The 15,865-nt window shown below is 45.1% G+C and carries 13 protein-coding genes and 3 rRNA genes; 5 read left to right on the top strand and 11 right to left on the bottom strand.

The annotated features are described in order from the left end of the window. Nucleotides 1–11: 11 nt before the first annotated feature. Complete coding sequence (locus tag ACZ5NG_RS04155; RefSeq protein ID WP_464252736.1) at nt 12–200, bottom strand: ferredoxin; 189 nt, start codon at nt 198–200, stop codon at nt 12–14. A gap of 146 nt (nt 201–346) precedes the next feature. On the opposite strand from ACZ5NG_RS04155, the gene ACZ5NG_RS04150 reads away from it, so the two are divergent. After that, a complete protein-coding gene (locus tag ACZ5NG_RS04150) occupies nt 347–1,393 on the top strand; it encodes a hypothetical protein (protein WP_464252735.1) in 1,047 nt (348 codons plus the stop codon). Here the strand turns inward: ACZ5NG_RS04150 and ablB are convergent. Further along, on the bottom strand, nt 1,388–2,236 hold the full coding sequence (gene ablB, locus ACZ5NG_RS04145; protein WP_464252734.1) for a putative beta-lysine N-acetyltransferase: 849 nt from the start codon (nt 2,234–2,236) through the stop codon (nt 1,388–1,390). The two genes, ACZ5NG_RS04150 and ablB, sit on opposite strands and share 6 nt — an antisense overlap. A gap of 83 nt (nt 2,237–2,319) precedes the next feature. On the opposite strand from ablB, the gene ACZ5NG_RS04140 reads away from it, so the two are divergent. Then, nucleotides 2,320–2,595 (top strand): hypothetical protein, encoded by a 276-nt coding sequence (locus tag ACZ5NG_RS04140; RefSeq protein WP_464252733.1) that lies wholly within the window; start codon nt 2,320–2,322, stop codon nt 2,593–2,595. Between the two features lie 65 nt (nt 2,596–2,660). On the opposite strand, the gene rrf is transcribed toward ACZ5NG_RS04140, so the two are convergent. From rrf to ACZ5NG_RS04125, 3 genes are all read right to left on the bottom strand, one after another. Continuing rightward, nucleotides 2,661–2,775: ribosomal RNA gene (gene rrf, locus ACZ5NG_RS04135) — 5S ribosomal RNA — on the bottom strand. A 187-nt stretch (nt 2,776–2,962) separates the two neighbouring features. Beyond that, nucleotides 2,963–5,908 (bottom strand): 23S ribosomal RNA (locus ACZ5NG_RS04130). A gap of 181 nt (nt 5,909–6,089) precedes the next feature. Then, nucleotides 6,090–7,625, bottom strand: a 16S ribosomal RNA gene (locus tag ACZ5NG_RS04125). Together the 16S, 23S and 5S rRNA genes form the textbook arrangement of a ribosomal RNA operon. A gap of 454 nt (nt 7,626–8,079) precedes the next feature. On the opposite strand from ACZ5NG_RS04125, the gene ACZ5NG_RS04120 reads away from it, so the two are divergent. Next, entirely contained in the window at nt 8,080–9,231 is a 1,152-nt protein-coding gene (locus ACZ5NG_RS04120; protein WP_464252732.1) for a hypothetical protein, read from the top strand. An 18-nt stretch (nt 9,232–9,249) separates the two neighbouring features. On the opposite strand, the gene ACZ5NG_RS04115 is transcribed toward ACZ5NG_RS04120, so the two are convergent. The 3 genes from ACZ5NG_RS04115 to ACZ5NG_RS04105 all read right to left on the bottom strand — a co-directional run bounded on the left by ACZ5NG_RS04115 (nt 9,250) and on the right by ACZ5NG_RS04105 (nt 10,973). After that, on the bottom strand, nt 9,250–10,341 hold the full coding sequence (locus tag ACZ5NG_RS04115) for an NAD(P)/FAD-dependent oxidoreductase (protein WP_464252731.1): 1,092 nt from the start codon (nt 10,339–10,341) through the stop codon (nt 9,250–9,252). 186 nt (nt 10,342–10,527) lie between these two features. After that, the gene (locus ACZ5NG_RS04110; protein ID WP_464252730.1) at nt 10,528–10,752 is read right to left on the bottom strand and encodes a hypothetical protein; all 225 of its coding nucleotides are present in this window, start codon (nt 10,750–10,752) and stop codon (nt 10,528–10,530) included. Between the two features lie 14 nt (nt 10,753–10,766). Then, nucleotides 10,767–10,973, bottom strand: a complete 207-nt coding sequence (locus ACZ5NG_RS04105; RefSeq protein WP_464252729.1) for a hypothetical protein — start codon at nt 10,971–10,973, stop codon at nt 10,767–10,769. Between the two features lie 90 nt (nt 10,974–11,063). On the opposite strand from ACZ5NG_RS04105, the gene ACZ5NG_RS04100 reads away from it, so the two are divergent. Continuing rightward, the gene (locus ACZ5NG_RS04100) at nt 11,064–12,137 is read left to right on the top strand and encodes an NAD(P)/FAD-dependent oxidoreductase (protein WP_464252728.1); all 1,074 of its coding nucleotides are present in this window, start codon (nt 11,064–11,066) and stop codon (nt 12,135–12,137) included. Nucleotides 12,138–12,142: 5 nt separating this feature from the next. Beyond that, on the top strand, nt 12,143–12,595 hold the full coding sequence (locus tag ACZ5NG_RS04095) for a hypothetical protein (RefSeq protein ID WP_464252727.1): 453 nt from the start codon (nt 12,143–12,145) through the stop codon (nt 12,593–12,595). Between the two features lie 331 nt (nt 12,596–12,926). Here the strand turns inward: ACZ5NG_RS04095 and ACZ5NG_RS04090 are convergent, their stop codons facing one another. The 3 genes from ACZ5NG_RS04090 to ACZ5NG_RS04080 form a co-directional block, all read right to left on the bottom strand. Further along, on the bottom strand, nt 12,927–13,460 hold the full coding sequence (locus ACZ5NG_RS04090) for a cell division protein SepF (RefSeq protein ID WP_464252726.1): 534 nt from the start codon (nt 13,458–13,460) through the stop codon (nt 12,927–12,929). A gap of 140 nt (nt 13,461–13,600) precedes the next feature. After that, entirely contained in the window at nt 13,601–14,629 is a 1,029-nt protein-coding gene (gene ltaE, locus ACZ5NG_RS04085) for a low-specificity L-threonine aldolase (protein WP_464252725.1), read from the bottom strand. A gap of 136 nt (nt 14,630–14,765) precedes the next feature. After that, a complete protein-coding gene (locus tag ACZ5NG_RS04080; protein ID WP_464252724.1) occupies nt 14,766–15,860 on the bottom strand; it encodes a GerAB/ArcD/ProY family transporter in 1,095 nt (364 codons plus the stop codon). Nucleotides 15,861–15,865 lie beyond the last annotated feature (5 nt).

The following is a 15,865-nucleotide window of genomic DNA, read 5'->3' as shown; positions in this document are numbered from 1 at the left end:
TTTTTCCGGCATTATGAAACCTTAATTGCTTCGGTAGGGCAATTTTCTTCCGCCTCTTTGGCCTGCTCCTCTACTTCCTCGGGAACCTCATCAACAATAGCATGAGCCTTATCGTCATCATTCCAATCAAAAACTTCGGGGCAGGTGTCTATACATGCTCCACAACTGATACATAAATCTTGATCAACCGTTGCTTTCATAAAACTAACCTCCACCTTCATTAATTTTTGCCAATTTGCAGTAATAGTCTGCCTATTTTTCTAGTTTTTATCCCTATGCTTGCTCGAATATTATTAATTTTGTGCTGCACAATAAGTAAGGTATATCGATGTTGGAGGAGTGTGCTTTGAAAACGGTTTATGTGCTGGGAGCCGGTGCCACCGCCGGCTATCAGGGTTCATATATCGGCGAAACCAGTCCGGTATCAAAAAACTTTTTTATTAAAGCAGCACGAGTCATGGATATCCACGAAATAAAAGGACGGCATTTTGACAACGATGAACAAACATACAGCCATTTGTTTAATTTTATCGAGCGCCTTTGGGGCATTTCCCGAGAGCAAATTGGCCAAACCGATATAGACATTGACATGGAAGAGGTTTTTACCTTACTGTACATTGAGCGGCAGGAAAATCCGCACTCTTTGGAATTAAAAGAGGCTTGGCGAGAATACATGCTGCTGATGGCAATCACTTTTGACAAAATATTATACGGGCATCCCTGCCCTCACCATCAAAAAATTGTCAATTCATTAGCACCGGGCGACGTGGTTATATCCTTTAATTATGAATTGCTGATGGACAATGCACTGTTAGCATCAAAGCGCTGGTTTCCCCAAGACGGTTACGGCGTGCCGTGCAGCTTACTTTCCAGCCGGCGGCATTTTCTCCCGGATCGGCCACCTTCGGAGATATATCTATTAAAACTGCACGGCTCTTTTAATTGGCTTTATTGCCCAAACTGCAAGCAATTGTTTACTGAACTGGAAAATATGGATAATAGACTAATATTTAAATATAGCTATGCCAATAAAATCAATTGCCCGCACCGGAGCTGCCGGCAGTTGCTGCAGCCAATTATCATTCCGCCAACCATGATGAAAAATTATCGGACTATGCCATTCACTCATCAATTGTGGCGCAGAGCCCGCCAGGCTCTGGGCAATGCCGATCACATTGTGATTATCGGCTACTCATTTCCGGCAGCGGATTTTCGCACCAAGTGGTTGTTTAGAAAAGCCATGGAGCAAAGTAAAAAAAGCAAAAAAGTAACCGTAGTAAATCATGCCCAAGGAGATAAGCTGCAAGCAATTTTACGTGAATACGGTGATTTAATGCGCACTGATAATGTTGCCCATTTTTCCACCATTGCCGACTATGCGGAAATTTTATAGATTCGTTTTTAAATTACCTATTTCTTTCACCCAAATATTCATATCTTCAAACCTGCCGGCGATGTGGCAGTTGTTAATCATTCTGCCGGTAAAGCGATAATTTAGCTTGTGCAGTACTGCATTCATACCGTATGAGCCGGCACGGGCAAAGCTGCATAGCACTTGTAAATTACGCTGCCACATCTCCTTTTCTAAAGCAGTGATTAATGCCGTGAGAAGCCCCTTTCCCCGATATTCCGGCAGAGTGGCGCAATCAGTTATTTCCGCATTGTTATTCTTTTGATCAATTTCCGCCGATGCCGCACTGACAAGTTTCTCACCGTCAAAGACTGCCATAAAGTACACCTGCTTATTGATTACCGACCGCACATAAGCTTCGTTTAACAGCGGACTGGGGTAGCTAGTGAATATTTCTTGATATAACTGCACCAGTTTTTTTACATCATGCCCACCGGCAGGGCGCAATGACAGGGTTGGCGGCAATTGTTTAGTTTGCCGTTCTTTTTTTGAGTTTAAAATTTCATTTATAATTTCCTCTTCCTTACTGATATAATCACTTTTTTGCCTTTCTTCAGTTAAAAAGTAGGATAAACAAAAGCAATCCTGTCCGGCAAAAAAGGCGGGGATGATACCTTCTAAAACAAAGCCTTTATCTAACAACGGTTTTTTAATCTCTTGTTTTGCCTGAAAGATTATTTTACTTAGCCGATACCGCTGTGCGGTTTCTTTCACTTCTTGCACTAAAACATCTAGATTACCTCCGGTATAATCTAAGACTTTCATTCTGCGGTTGTGAAGATCAATTATAATATCTCCCCCGGAGCATTGATATCTGACACCCACTTTAAAATCCCCTTTCAATAACGTGATACTGGCAAAAAAAATAACCCTGCATACTATATTAGAAAAAACTAAGAGGTTTAGCTATGTCTGCATTTGATAAGTTAAGCCGTGAACTGGAGATTATATTCGGTACTGATGTTTTTAAGCATATCATCAATAATGACATGTTAAAAATAAATCAACTGCAAGCGGCAATTTCTTTGCTGATAAAAGCCGGCATTGATTTTGATTTAAGTTTTGCTTCCGGAACGGAAAGAAATGCTCCTTCAATCGAGCTAATCATATTTATTAACCCAACCACTACAATAAATTTTGTCATTGCCCTGGAAGCGGGCGCAAGTATTTTTACCGGCGTATAAGTTATAGTAAAAGCAAAACCCTGAGGTTTAATTCCTCAGGGTTTTGGCAAATTTATAAAATTTTATTTCGGCGGCGACCTACTCTCCCAGGGCTCAAGCCCAAGTACCATCGGCCCTGCAGGGCTTAACTTCCGTGTTCGGGATGGGAACGGGTGTACCCCCTGCGGTATTGCCACCGAAAATATTGTTTTCATTCTTAGGCAGGCCTGTCTTACGGCCTGTTCGCTCGCGGTCTGCCAAGGCATTTACGCTCCGCAAACACGCCGGCTTATCGTTTGCTCCGGCAAATGCCTTGGCGTTCAGTATCGTTGCAGGATACCATGTCTGCTGTTCCTTCAAAACTGTACAGCGAGTCAAGAAAAGCTTTCAGGTCAAGACCTCGACCTATTAGTACCGGTCAGCTAAACACATTACTGTGCTTACACATCCGGCCTATCTACCACGTAGTCTTCGTGGGGTCTTACTCTTACGATGGGAAACCTCATCTTGGAGGGGGCTTCGCGCTTAGATGCTTTCAGCGCTTATCCCTTCCGGACATAGCTACCCAGCTATGCCTCTGGCGAGACAACTGGTACACCAGCGGTCCGTCCAACCCGGTCCTCTCGTACTAGGGTCAGCTCTCCTCAAGTTTCCTACGCCTGCGACGGATAGGGACCGAACTGTCTCACGACGTTCTGAACCCAGCTCACGTACCGCTTTAATGGGCGAACAGCCCAACCCTTGGGACCTACTCCAGCCCCAGGATGCGATGAGCCGACATCGAGGTGCCAAACCTCCCCGTCGATGTGAACTCTTGGGGGAGATAAGCCTGTTATCCCCGGGGTAGCTTTTATCCGTTGAGCGACGGCTCTTCCACTCGATACCGCCGGATCACTAAGCCCTACTTTCGTACCAGCTCGACTTGTCAGTCTCGCTGTCAAGCTCCCTTTTGCCTTTACACTCTCTAGGCGCGATTTCCGTCCGCGCTGAGGGAACCTTTGGGCGCCTCCGTTACCCTTTGGGAGGCGACCGCCCCAGTCAAACTGCCCACCTGACACTGTCCTCGTACCGGCTTACGGCACTAAGTTAGAATTCCAATATCTCAAGGGTGGTATCCCACCGCCGACTCCACAAATACTGGCGTACTTGCTTCTCCGTCTCCCACCTATCCTGTACATGAAATACCGAAACCCAATGTCAAGCTGCAGTAAAGCTCCACGGGGTCTTTCTGTCCTGTCGCAGGTATCCGGCATCTTTACCGGAACTTCAATTTCACCGAGTCCCTCGTTGAGACAGTGCCCAAATCGTTACGCCATTCGTGCGGGTCGGAACTTACCCGACAAGGAATTTCGCTACCTTAGGACCGTTATAGTTACGGCCGCCGTTTACCGGGGCTTCAATTCAGAGCTTCGGGTCATTTCCCTAACCCTTCCTCTTAACCTTCCGGCACCGGGCAGGCGTCAGCTCCTATACGTCAGCTTTCGCTTTAGCAGGAACCTGTGTTTTTGCTAAACAGTCGTTTGGGCCTGGTCTCTGCGGCCTCTTCTCGCTCCGTTTGTTCTAACTTCACGATAATGAGGCACCCCTTCTCCCGAAGTTACGGGGTCATTTTGCCGAGTTCCTTAACGAGGGTTCTCTCGCGCGCCTTAGGATTCTCTCCTCGCCTACCTGTGTCGGTTTGCGGTACGGGCACCAACTTCCTCGTTAGAGGCTTTTCTTGGCAGTTTGGGATCGGCTACTTCGCTACTTTTTTTCGCTCCCCTTCACCTCTCGGGCTTTTTGATAAGCGGTTTTGCCTACTTATCACCCTACGGGCTTGGACGCACTTTTCCAACCGTGCGCTTAGCCTACCCTCCTGCGTCACCCCATCCTTCAAACGGTCGTTGGTGGCATCGGAATCTCAACCGATTGTCCATCGCCTACGCCTTTCGGCCTCGGCTTAGGTCCCGGCTTACTCTGGGCGGACGAGCCTTCCCCAGAAAACCTTAGGCTTTCGGCGGGCAGGATTCTCACCTGCCTTTTCGTTTACTCATACCGGCATTCTCACTTCCCAACGCTCCACAGCTCCTTTCGGTACTGCTTCCGCGCGTTGGCAACGCTCCCCTACCTCTGAATGGTCCATACCATCCAAACCAAAGCTTCGGTGCATGACTTAGCCCCGTTACATTTTCGGCGCAGGGTCACTTGACCAGTGAGCTATTACGCACTCTTTGAATGATGGCTGCTTCTAAGCCAACATCCTGGTTGTCTCTGCAACCCCACATCCTTTCCCACTTAGCCATGCTTGGGGACCTTAGCTGTTGGTCTGGGCTGTTTCCCTCTCGACTACGAATCTTAGCACCCGTAGTCTGACTCCCGGGATTCAAGTGGCCGGCATTCGGAGTTTGATTGGGGTCGGTAACCGGTGAAGGCCCCTAGCCCAGTCAGTGCTCTACCTCCGGCACTCATTCCCGAGGCTAGCCCTAAAGCTATTTCGGGGAGAACCAGCTATCTCCGAGTTCGATTGGCTTTTCACCCCTACCCACAGCTCATCCGCCGTCTTTTTAACGACGGTCGGTTCGAGCCTCCACTGAATTTTACTTCAGCTTCACTCTGGCCATGGGTAGATCACCCGGTTTCGGGTCTACTTTAACGAACTATGCGCCCTCTTCAGACTCGCTTTCGCTACGGCTCCGGCTTTCCAGCCTTAACCTCGCTCGTTAAAGTAACTCGCCGGTCCGTTCTGCAAAAAGTACGCCGTCACGCTTTTAACGCGCTCCGACTGCTTGTAAGCACATGGTTTCAGGTTCTATTTCACTCCCCTCCCGGGGTGCTTTTCACCTTTCCCTCACGGTACTTGTGCACTATCGGTCGCTTTAGGTATTTAGCCTTGGCAGGTGGTCCTGCCGGATTCCCACGGGGTTCCACGTGTCCCGCGGTACTTGGGATCCCTCTTTGGTTTGCTTATCTTTCGCTTACAGGAGTGTTACCTTCTGTGCTCCAGCTTTCCAGCTGTGTTCAGCTAGATAAGTCAAATCCAATTCTTGAGGTCCCGCAACCCCGGCAATGCAAGCATTGCCGGTTTAGGCTACACCCCGTTCGCTCGCCGCTACTTAGGGTATCGAGTTTTCTTTCTTTTCCTCCGGGTACTTAGATGTTTCAGTTCCCCGGGTGCCCCCCGTTTAGCTATGGATTCACTAAACGGTGACGGGAGTTCGCTCCCGCCGGGTTGCCCCATTCGGAGATCTGCGGATCAACGCTTGTTTGCAGCTACCCGCAGCTTTTCGCAGCTTACCACGTCCTTCATCGGCCTAAAGCGCCTAGGCATCCACCATGTGCTCTTACTATCTTGACCTGGTGAAATTGGTTCTACCTACTTCTCGCTTCTCTTACTCGCTGTGCAGTTTTCAAGGAACATTTCTATCTAATTTGCTTTATTGAAGGCTTTAATCCTTCAAAACTGAACAGTGCAAAGAGATGAATGATCGACCTAGGAGTGAGAGGTAACACCTTGTCTCCTCTCAGTTACTCCTTAGAAAGGAGGTGATCCAGCCGCACCTTCCGATACGGCTACCTTGTTACGACTTCACCCCAATCATCGACCCCACCTTCGACGGCTCTCTCCTCTTGCGAGGTTAAGTCACCGGCTTCGGGTGTTGTCGACTTTCGTGGTGTGACGGGCGGTGTGTACAAGGCCCGGGAACGTATTCACCGCAGTATGCTGACCTGCGATTACTAGCGATTCCTACTTCATGCAGGCGAGTTGCAGCCTGCAATCCGAACTGGGACCTGCTTTCTGGGATTCGCTCCGCCTCACGGCTTCGCTGCCCTCTGTACAGGCCATTGTAGCACGTGTGTAGCCCAGGGCATAAGGGGCATGATGATTTGACGTCATCCCCACCTTCCTCCGTTTTGTCAACGGCAGTTCCGTTAGAGTGCCCAACTTAATGATGGCAACTAACGGTAAGGGTTGCGCTCGTTGCGGGACTTAACCCAACATCTCACGACACGAGCTGACGACAACCATGCACCACCTGTCTCTCCGTCCCATAAGGGAACTCCCTATTTCTAGGGATGGCGGAGGATGTCAAGCCCTGGTAAGGTTCTTCGCGTTGCGTCGAATTAAACCACATGCTCCACCGCTTGTGCGGGCCCCCGTCAATTCCTTTGAGTTTTAGTCTTGCGACCGTACTCCCCAGGCGGAGTGCTTAACGCGTTTGCTACGGCACTGAAGGGGTCGATACCTCCAACACCTAGCACTCATCGTTTACGGCGTGGACTACCAGGGTATCTAATCCTGTTTGCTCCCCACGCTTTCGCGCCTCAGCGTCAGTTACAGGCCAGGAAGCCGCCTTCGCCACGAGTGTTCCTCCTGATATCTACGCATTTCACCGCTACACCAGGAATTCCACTTCCCTCTCCTGCACTCAAGCTAACCAGTTTTAGAGGCATGCTGCAGGTTAAGCCTGCAGGTTTCACCTCTAACTTAGTTTGCCGCCTACGCGCCCTTTACGCCCAGTAATTCCGGACAACGCTCGCCCCCTACGTATTACCGCGGCTGCTGGCACGTAGTTAGCCGGGGCTTTCTCGTATGGTACCGTCATTATCTTCCCATACAACAGAGGTTTACAGTCCGAAGACATTCTTCCCTCACGCGGCGTTGCTCCGTCAGGCTTTCGCCCATTGCGGAATATTCCCCACTGCTGCCTCCCGTAGGAGTCTGGACCGTGTCTCAGTTCCAGTGTGGCCGGTCACCCTCTCAGGCCGGCTACCCATCGTCGCCTTGGTAGGCCTTTACCCCACCAACTAGCTAATGGGACGCGGACTCATCTATCAGCGGTATCCCCTTTCAACATCAGAACTTGTGTCCCGATGTTCGTATCCGGTATTAGCCCCTGTTTCCAAGGGTTATCCCGGTCTGATAGGCAGATTATCCACGCGTTACTCACCCGTCCGCCGCTAAGTAATCGGCAATTCCGTCCGAAAACTTCATTGCCGATCCTTCGCTCGACTTGCATGTGTTAGGCACGCCGCCAGCGTTCGTCCTGAGCCAGGATCAAACTCTCCGTGAAAAATTATCTCAGAAAGCTTTTTCCAAGCTCTGCGTTATCCTGAATTACTCATCTTCTTAAACGGGTATTTCCTTGCATTCATCTCTTGCTCACTGTTCAGTTTTCAAGGATCTTTCTCACTGCCATATTTTGTTTGCCGCTCCAGCGCGGCAAGCTTTAGTTTATCAGTTTTTATGTTTTATGTCAACTGGTAATTTATCTCTGCCGCTCCTCAGCGGCATTTTTTAGTTTATCATTTTTTTATTCAGTCGTCAACTGGAGTTTTTTGCTTTTTTGTCAACGACCAAACTTTTTTGTCACAAGCTTTCATTATGGTAGCATCATATTTTAGTTGTGTCAAGTACTATGTATAATTTTCTGCACACTTATTTTTTAAATAATGTTTGACTGCTATGGGCAATAATATCTCATAATCTTAATTCAGAAATGAGGTGTTATCAAAGGGTTGCCTATCATGCTCAGTGACGATCAGTTGTATGAATTATTAGTGGCAGTTATCCTGCGCAACAACGGTTATATTGCCGGTGTGCCGCGTCGAGCCTTAGGTGGGCGGGCGACAAAACATCAAGTAAATGTCATTGCCATAGATATTAATAATACCCCTTTTACATTTAACAATATCATTATCGTGCGTGGCAGCTGCGAACAAGATGAAAGCCCTGATTTAGATATGGTCAGAAGCTTAAAAGCTACCGTAACGGATTTAGCCCAAACTCTCCCCCCCAAAAGAGAGTTAATTCGTGATGTTGCCGGTACCGACCGCGGAGATCTATTTCATCGTATTTACGGCAAACAAAAAGACCGTGAAAAATTCACCGTCAATTATGTTGGCTGTATATTTATCAGCAAAGCATTTAATCAAAATGCCTGGGAATATGCCAATGCCAACGGAATATACATTATTTATCTGCCCTCTGTAATTGCCGGTCATCATTTAAAGTATTGGTTTGATTTATTAAAAGATCATTTAAATAGTGTTATTGATCATCACGGCTCCTTTACTCTGCCCGGTTTGATCAAAAAAGAAAAAAAGCATGCCGCTTTTAAAGAGGTAATTAATTTATTGGGTGATAAAAAAAGCTGCCAAAGTTTAAAGCCAGAGCAATACCACGATTTGTTTACTATAATTAACGAAGTATTGAATAAATCGCCGTTTACTTTGTTGCAAAACAAGCTACAGCAGCTGATGTTAGCTTCTATGAACGGCTACCCGGTAGTGTTTGAACATAATCTTAATTATCGCAATTTATTCGAAGCAGCACTAATTAGCTTAAGGGAACATTTCAGCCGGGCTAAAAGTGTCAGTCAGCGTACCAAATACCGCCCGCTGAGCACAATTAAATTTTGGGTAACCGGAACAAAATTCAGCTTAGACAAAAATGTAGCCGTTTTAAATTACGAGGCAAATTCCAGTGAGACACCCGAGCCAATTAAAAATATGCAGGGTCAGTTGTTTGTACCGTTTACTGTTTTAAACCGTCGACTGAGCAGATTCCAACTTAAACTTCCTATAAAAACCGGCGTTAGCTTAATCGGTGAATTTTATCTGACAGAAAAGGCCCAGCAGGACAATCACCGATTAAAAGCAGTGATTAGCAGACAGTAGGTTTATTTTTATTCCTTCCTACTGTCTGGATATCCGCTTACCGCCTAGTTTGTCAAAAAATTTCATCAGTGCGGTTGTATATTTCAACACATCAATTGAGCTGTTATAAATAATTTGCTTTATGCCCGGTAAGGTTACTGCCCGGGTTACCCAACTTATTGCCGGGTTGCCGGCTATATTCATGTATTCTCTAATCATCGTTGAACGGCTTATATCGGTTTTAATCGGTTCCAGCAGTTTTTCATAATCTTTGTTTTTAGCAATGGCTTGCGCGGCATAATAACCGGTGCGTATAGCCGTCATTTGCCCAAATCCTAGAAAAGGCTCTAAAAAACCGCCTGCGTTGCCGGCAAACAGTATATTATTTAATTGATGCGGATACACATAACCGGCACTATGTTCTAAAGTAAAACTCTCGATCATTTTAAACCGCCGATCGAAGTTTTCGTTTTCCCAAAATAAATGCCAATAGTCATCCAATTCTTCCGGAGCAATGTTGCGCACAATCAGTACTAATGAAGCCATGTCGTTACTAAAGGGTGTTAAATATGCATAGCCGGTGTCATTATATTTTTTGTTAAACCACATTACCAGCTTATTGGTGTCAAATTCCCCTAAAACAATGGCCCCTCTTAAAAGAGAAAAAAAGAGATTATCCCAAAGCCCTAAACTTTTAGCTACATGACCGCTACCGTCACAAACCACTACGTAATCGTACTGCTTGCTTAATTCTTCATAGTCGGCCTTTACGTTGTAGTTAATTTTAGTTTTAACCATCTGAGTTAGCTGACTTTCCACCGAGCCTTGGTACTGCCCGCGAAGAAAAAAATAGCCTAAATTTCCGGTGATCTCTTTGGTCACACCGGGCATGCACATTTCTACTTTTTTCATTTTTGCCAGCGGTTTTAGTTTGATGTGAAATTCCTCTTCTAAATACTTTACCGGATCACTTTTAGGGCGAATTAATAAATTCATCATTGCCCCTACGTGCGCGAACATTTCCCCGGATTTATTTCTTATTTCAAATACATCCGGCATAATACCGTTACGCTCTAACTCATGAGCGCATGTTAAGCCGGATATGCCCGCTCCCAATATTGCCACTTTCACTGTTTCTCACCTCAGTATAAATTTACAAAGTTAAAAACAAACTAAGAAAAAGTAATTTTTAGCGGGGGAATCCTTTGATGAGCTTTTGGACATTTGTCATCGCTTTATCTGTATTAGGTGTAGCGGTAATCGGTTGGTTTTTGTTCGTTTTCTGGCTGGATAGACGTTTAACCCCAAAGTAAGGTCTTAGATTTGAATTTTAGGCAAAATTTTGCTAACCGGAAAGGGTTTGCCTTCAATAGCATTGATTTTTTTCTGCAGCATCGTAATCTGCTGCATCTCTTCATCCCTTAGATTGATAAAAAATTGTCGGGCCATTGGGTTTGCAATCTTAACCGCTTGTTCGTTATAAAACATTTGGTTTTCCATTTTGTCTTTTAAGGCGTCGTATAGTAAATCCAGGGTATCCATGGGCCAAATACCTCCTACTTAATGTTGAACTTATTTAGTTCCTGTTTAATTTTCGCCACTCTTGAACGGCTGGCTACCGCAAAATCACCAAACAGCGCGGTCAGATCACTGCCTTTTACCTGTTTCGACCAATAAAAATATTTAGCGGCAAAACGCTCTTCTCGCTCTACTGCCGTTTTAAAGGCGTAATTCATCACTTCTTTTTGGGTCAGTCGACGCATTGTCCATCACCTAAAAATATTGTTATCGGGATTACTTCTTTATATTCTGGATAAATTACACTTAAAAACCTAATTCCAGGCGGTGGGTTAATGAAAGTTGCAATTATAGGCGCTGGTGTGGCAGGGCTTTCTTGTGCTTGGGAATTAGAAAGACACGGTATTACACCGGACATCTTTGAGCGCCGCTATCAGTTAGGCACACCCGTTCCTTTTTATGCGGCCATGCTTGATCTCGGCCAGATAGGTATTGAAAAACAGTTAATTCATCTGAAAAAACATTACCGTTTAAACATAGAACCCAGCGGGCAAATTAAGCGTTTGGTTATACACGGGCCAAGGAGCAAATTGACTTATTCCGGCCGGTTGGGAAATATAATTGAATTAGGTCAGGGCCCAAACTCCCTTGCCCAGCAGTTAGCCAAAAAATTACAAACCAAAGTAATGACCAAAAAACATGTAGATTATTTTCAGATTAAAAAACAGTATGATTGGGTGGTGCTGGCTGACGGTTCCCCCAGTATCCCTATTACTTTAAAAATATGGCAACCTACTTTTCAGTGTTGGATTAGGGGCAGTGTTATCGTGGGCAAATTTGATACCGCTAAAGTAGATTTGTGGTTTGATCGGGAATTTGCCCGTGAGGGTTTTGCCATGCTGATTCCAATTAATGAGAAGTCAGCGACTTTATTATTGGCGGTAAACGGAATAAGTCGGCAGGAACTGCATGATTACTGGAACACATTTGTTAACAAACTGCCGGCCGAACCTAACGGGCGGGGCTTTTATGAAATGGAATACCAAACCGGTAAAACAACTACAAATCAATATGATAACACGCTGTTGATTGGCAACGCCGGCGGTTTGGTGGACATTTTTTGGGGGCATGGCGTTTTTAACTCCATTGTCAGCGGTATTGAAGCCGCCCGTTGTCTGGCCAAAGGGAAAAAATTTGATAAGCAAATAAAACCGCTGTTAAAAGATAATGAACGACTGTATCATCTGAGACAGTCCTTAAACCGCTTAAACAATCAAGAATTGGATTTGCTGATTAAAATGCTGAAATTACCGGGAATTAAATCATTGCTGTCAACGGCAAATTACAGCGGATTTAAACTGATATCCAATTTATTGACCAGAATTAGCGGCTGCAACGAGGAGAGTTAAAGGCAATGAAAGAATGGTTAACAACTTTTACCGCAAGTTGGTTGATTTTTTTGCTTCTTGTGGACAAAAAACAATTAAAATACATCCTTTGGGGCGGCGTTTGTGCTATGATTTTGCAATTAATAATTGATACCGGTGCAGCTAAAATGAACCTGTATCATGTGTCAGCCGGAGTAAAACTGGGTGGCGGTTCGGCTTTCTTTACCCTTGGGGCGGTATTAACCATGGGCACTTTATTTGTGCAGTATATTCCGCAAAACCGTTGGTTAAAGGTCGCACACATTATTGCTACCGCAACTTTGTTTTTAGCTTTTGAGCAATTATTGGTATCAAGAAATATAATCTCTCACACCTATTGGGGTATGGCTGCCAGCTGGTTTACCAATGTTTTGGTCTTTGTCACCCTGACTTGGGTTGCCGATAATTTTAATTTGCACAAAGGAAAAACATCGACGTAGGGAGAGGGAAGCATGCTTGCCGGTTCTCGTAAAAGAACCTTTTAGATAGCCACCAAGACATTTACACTACCCAAGCACGCCGGCACGTATAAATGAACGAGCTCCGCCGCCTCCGGGCCCCTGCGAAACCCGGGGCAAAGCTCCCTGAGCAGTCCTCGGCGCTAATCCTCCCTTAGCAACGCTCTTTGAATTAGCCGGCTAACTGTTTGTTCCGGTAAATGCCTTGGCGTTTTATCGCAGCCTCTAAGGGGGCCGGCATGGAAACCGACCCCCACACAAAAAGGCTGAAGCACTGCCGCTTTTAGCCCGTTGTGCTTCAGCCTCTTATTTTTTATGCACCGGCTATGTTAAATATTTTGGTATCCTTCTCATCTTCTGCTGTTTCTTGTTCAGCAACTTTAAACCTTTTGGTGTCAAACATAAGTTCAGCAGCTGCACCTTCAATAGTAATATTTTTCGGGGTAAATATAAAAATGCCGCTACCTACCCGACTGGCATTGCCGTCAATTGCAAACACCACGCCACTTAAATAATCTAACACTCTTCTGGCATCTTCTACAGTAAGGTCGTTTAAATCAATTATCACCGAATAGGCATTGCACAGTTGATCTGCTGCCTTATGTACTTCGTCAAAAGATGCCGGACGAAAGACAACCATTTTTGCCGTGGTTGGGTTGAAACTCTGTACCGCTTTTAATTCCCCTCGACGCTCTTTTTTCTTTTCTTGAGGTTTATCGGGCAATTTCCAAAGTTCTTCTTTTGGTTCTTCATTTTTTACTGCAGGCAGCAGCTTGTCAGGATCTACGCTTTCTTCAACCACTTCAAAACCGAGCAAATTTAAAAACTTATCTGTAATTTTAGCCAAAACTAATATTACCCTCCAATCCCCCGCAGGGTGAAATTTTTCTCTACCAAAAAATATCGACACTTTGTAAATAATTTTACACATTATGGTATGAAATTTCAATAAAAACCTCTAAAATCGGCCCAAAATTTCCATAAAAGTTAAATAGCGCCAATAATAATTTGGGCAATTTTTATCGCTTTTTCTATATCGCTTTTGCCCACATCTTTATGAGTGACAAAACGCAGCAACTGCGGCCCAAAAAGGGAAACCCTCACGCCTTTTTTTTCCATTTCGGCCACAAAGTCGGCAGCATCTATGTCCGGATTAGTTATCTCAGCAATTACGATATTGGTTTGTACCCGATGCAGTTCAACCTTTAAGCCTTTAATTTCTGCTAATCCTTCCGCTAACAGCATGGCATTGGCATGATCTTCCGCTAAGCGGTCAATAAGTTTTAAAGATTCTAAACCCGCCGCTGCCAGCACACCGGCCTGCCGCATACCGCCACCCATTGCTTTACGGTATTTTCTGGCCTTATCCACAAATGCTTCATCACCGGCTACCAGCGAGCCAACGGGAGCCGATAAGCCTTTAGATAAAGTAACCATTACGGTATCGCAGTACTGGGTAAATTCTTTTACATCACAGCGCAAAGCCACCGCAGCATTAAATATCCTTGCTCCGTCTAAGTGTACCTTAAGGTTCATTTCTTTGGCCAATTCATAAACGTCTTTCATTTCTTCCGGGGTCATTACCGTGCCGCCGCCCCGATTAAATGTGTTCTCTAGGCATAACAGCCTGCTGACCGGAAAATGAATATCCGGCGTCCGGTAAACAGCTTGCAGTTTTTGCGCCGCTTCCCTGCCGATTAAACCGCGCACCGGATTTAACTGCACGCCCGACCACATCGCCGGGCCACCTACTTCATAATAATAAATGTGGGATTCGGCATCAACGATGACCTCATCGCCGCGTTCCGTCTGTGCCAAAATACAAAGTTGGTTACCCATAGTACCGCTGGGTACAAAAAGTGCATCTTCTTTACCCAGCATATCAGCAACGGTTTCCTCCAGCTTGCGCACAGTAGGATCTTCTTGGTAAACATCATCCCCAACTTCTGCATTGGCCATTGCTTCACGCATCTTTAAAGTAGGTTGAGTAACTGTATCACTGCGTAAATCAATCATCTTACAGTACACTCCTTGTCTGTAAGTTAAGTGCTATCAAACATATTATAACCGTATTTTGGCAGGGTTACCAAATTCAATATCAGTTATTAAAGCTAACCGGAGCGAAAAATAAAGTTTATGAGCGCAAGTGAACTTACGAGCCCCTTTTCAATCCTTTCTTCACCGCTGTCGCCATTATTAACAGCAGCGGCAGCACTATGCCTATCGCAAACTGAATATAAACCAGATACGTTGCAGTAAATTTTTTTATGTCAATAATGTTTGGCTGCCAAATAATGTTTATCACAATAATCAGTAGGCCATAAAACACCGCCATACCCTGATACCTCTTTAAACCAAGCAAATCTCTCGTTAAAACCGCGGCACCGTAAATAAAATGAGTGACAAATATAAATATTCCGGTAACCCAAATTAAAATAGCTACCGCATCCAATCGCGATAAGGGTTCGGAAACAGTGATATTGCGAGTTAATTCTAAAAGCCCGAAATTAATTGAAGCCGCATAGTCCGCCCCAAAAATAACCACAATCAGCATATTGAGCTGGGCCAACAGCATAATAACCACTATGGCAATAATGCAATGTTTTTTTAATTTTTGCGGTTTATCAATCAACGGATACAGTGCCAAAATAATGGCAAAAAACGAAAACTTGCTGCCCACTTCTAACGCCCCTTGAATAACCGGCAGGGGGCCCTTTTCTAATATCGGCAGTATATTGGAAAAATCCATATCCGGAAAATTTAAAGCAATTAACAGTATATTTACTATGATGAGAAATGGTAACAACGTTTCGTTTAATCGGTAAGATACGGAAATGCCTAATAGTACGGCATAAACAGCGGGAATAATCAGCAGCAAATAATATACTTCTATCGGGTCTTCCGGAAGGAAAACCCCTTCCATGATTTGCCCGTATTGATTGGTAGCCAACACAGCTAAAGTTATAAAAAAGAGAATGTATATCGCCGTAATAATAAACCCAAAAAATTTGCCAAAGTTTTTTTTCGACCACTGCGCCAGTGAATCCCGGCCTAATTGAGAAGCCAACTTCAACAGCACAGCAAAAAACACTGCCCCGATAAAACTGCCGATGATTACCGCCAGCCAAGCATCTCGTCCGGCAGTTTTTACAATTTCCGTTAAACTGGCCAGAATTAAAATTGAAGTTGTTTTGCCAACCCAACCCATGGCAAACTGCCTAGAGGTTAATCTGTTAAGATTGTTCAAAGCGG

The organism is Desulfovectis peckii (assembly GCF_055391705.1).
This window is presented reverse-complemented; position numbering and strand designations above follow the sequence as displayed.

Coding starts and splice junctions, on each gene's coding strand:
- ACZ5NG_RS04155 (WP_464252736.1), bottom strand. CDS start 200: ATGAAAGCAACGGTTGATCAAGATTTATGTATCAGTTGTGGAGCATGT.
- ACZ5NG_RS04140 (WP_464252733.1), top strand. CDS start 2,320: ATGTCTGCATTTGATAAGTTAAGCCGTGAACTGGAGATTATATTCGGT.
- ACZ5NG_RS04120 (WP_464252732.1), top strand. CDS start 8,080: ATGCTCAGTGACGATCAGTTGTATGAATTATTAGTGGCAGTTATCCTG.
- ltaE (WP_464252725.1), bottom strand. CDS start 14,629: ATGATTGATTTACGCAGTGATACAGTTACTCAACCTACTTTAAAGATG.
- ACZ5NG_RS04110 (WP_464252730.1), bottom strand. CDS start 10,752: ATGGATACCCTGGATTTACTATACGACGCCTTAAAAGACAAAATGGAA.
- ACZ5NG_RS04100 (WP_464252728.1), top strand. CDS start 11,064: ATGAAAGTTGCAATTATAGGCGCTGGTGTGGCAGGGCTTTCTTGTGCT.
- ACZ5NG_RS04105 (WP_464252729.1), bottom strand. CDS start 10,973: ATGCGTCGACTGACCCAAAAAGAAGTGATGAATTACGCCTTTAAAACG.
- ACZ5NG_RS04095 (WP_464252727.1), top strand. CDS start 12,143: ATGAAAGAATGGTTAACAACTTTTACCGCAAGTTGGTTGATTTTTTTG.